The following is a 1,684-nucleotide window of genomic DNA, read 5'->3' on the forward strand; positions in this document are numbered from 1 at the left end:
GCCTGGAAACGTTTTAATTTGGTGGTTTTACACCAGGTTAAATTCCAATTTACTGTTTATTCTGCCGTCTAGCGGCGTGCCTTGAAGGCGGGATTGGCGCGGCAGCTGTCGGCAAACTCTTCCAGCCTTTTGGTGTACACGGCGGCGGTGTGCAGGGATTGGGTCAGCAGTTCCACGGCCTTGTCTTGGCCGGTACCGGCCCTGATTTGCGCCGCCTGCAGCCGGGGGGCGTCGGTGCTGGGTTTCGGTTTGCTGCAGACGGTCGGGTAGTGGGCGGGGCCGGTGCAGGCCGCCAGGCCCAGCAGTGCGGCGGTCAGGATTATTTTTGCCATAGTCTGTTTATCCTTCTCAGGTTGTTAGCGGTCTCGCGTCCGACTTTTTCAGGTGGCCTGAAGGCGGCGGCCGGATGTTTGGCGGCCAGCTCGGCGCGCATCTGTGCCAGTTTTTGCGCCTGGGCACGGAGTTCCGCCCGGCTGCCGGCATTGTCCAGCTTGGCGCTTTGCAGTGCGGCGGTTTGGCTCTGTATCAGGCCGTCCTGCGCCACCATGATCTCCAGCAGTTCGTCCCGCTCGGCCGCCAAGGCCGCCAGTTCGGCATTCTTGCCCGCCAGCGCTTCGGCAAAGCCGTACCACGAATAGGCGGTAAAGCCGGCCAGCGCCCCGCAAATCACAATGGCGGCGGTGCAGTGTTTGGGCAGTCTCGGCTTCATGATGCCCCTCCTTGTTCGTCCCGAGAGGCCGCCGTCCGCCGGCCGAGGATGCTGATGGCCTTGTTGGTGCTGTTCGTGCCGTAGCAGGCGCAGGCGTAGGCCAGGAAGAAATCGAAGTGCAGGCTGCCCTTGTATGCCTGCCAGCCGATCACCGCGCTGCACACCACATGCCCGCTGAGCATCACGACTTTGGACAGGCTGGCGGTACCGCCGCCGTATCCGGTCAGTAAGCCCCTCATAGATACGCTCCCAATCTCGCGGCGGCGGTTTCCAACTGCGCGCGCGTTGCCGCGTCCAATTCCTTTTCCGCATACACGGCCAGATAGCCTGCCACGCGCCCGCCTTTTTTAACGGGGTAGCGGTATACCCGCCGCACGCCGTAGCCGTGTGCCAGCAGGTCGGTATTCAGGCTCGGCGTTTCGTCCGCCGTGCCGTCGGCAAAGTAAAAGCCCTGCTTCTCCGGCTGCCACGCCGACACGCCACTCTGCCCGGCCAGGATTTTCTCCACCGTGGACTTGCCGCTTAAAATCGGCAGCCACGACAGCCCGATTTCCGACACCATGCGCTGTTCGTCCTGCTTGGTTTTGGCAAATACCAACAGCCGCCCCTGATATTCGTAGGGGTTGCTGCTCGGTACGAATTTGTAGCCCAAAACGGCCTGCAGGTCCGCCATCGCCACGCCGTCCGCCGCGCTTTCGGCTTCTTTGTTTTCCACAAAGCCGTGCGGGGACTGCAGGTAGGGCGCAGCCGACCCTTCTTTGTGCACCCCTTCGATTGCCGTTTCCGCATTGGCCCGGCTGAAACGGTCGACCAGCGCGATGGGGTCGGTTTTCCACAACACCAGTGCCGGGATGCCGGCGAGAAACAGCAGTACGCCGCGCCGGAAGCCGACCTGCCGTAAAAAGTCGGCAATGATTTGGTATTTATCCTGTTCGGACATTTCATCCTCCGTTTTCAGGCGGTGCCGCCCGCAGG

The 1,684-nt window shown here is 61.9% G+C and carries 4 protein-coding genes; all 4 read right to left on the reverse strand.

What is annotated here, in order from left to right; translation table 11 throughout:
- Window positions 1-68: 68 nt before the first annotated feature.
- Window positions 69-332: a hypothetical protein gene (locus A7Q03_RS09170; protein WP_067449249.1), complete on the reverse strand. Its 264-nt coding sequence runs from the start codon at window positions 330-332 to the stop codon at window positions 69-71.
- Window positions 320-709, reverse strand: a complete 390-nt coding sequence (locus tag A7Q03_RS09175) for a hypothetical protein (RefSeq protein WP_067445020.1) — start codon at window positions 707-709, stop codon at window positions 320-322. The genes A7Q03_RS09170 and A7Q03_RS09175 overlap by 13 nt, the downstream gene beginning before the upstream one ends.
- A complete protein-coding gene (locus tag A7Q03_RS09180) occupies window positions 706-948 on the reverse strand; it encodes a hypothetical protein (RefSeq protein ID WP_067449251.1) in 243 nt (80 codons plus the stop codon). Before A7Q03_RS09180 ends, A7Q03_RS09175 begins: the two co-directional genes overlap by 4 nt.
- A partial coding sequence (locus A7Q03_RS09185) for a hypothetical protein (RefSeq protein WP_231881805.1) occupies window positions 945-1,684 on the reverse strand: 740 nt, incomplete at its 5' end. The genes A7Q03_RS09180 and A7Q03_RS09185, both read right to left, overlap by 4 nt.

Origin of the sequence: Eikenella sp. NML99-0057, assembly GCF_001648535.1 — a bacterium.
GTDB classification, from domain to species: domain Bacteria; phylum Pseudomonadota; class Gammaproteobacteria; order Burkholderiales; family Neisseriaceae; genus Eikenella; species Eikenella exigua.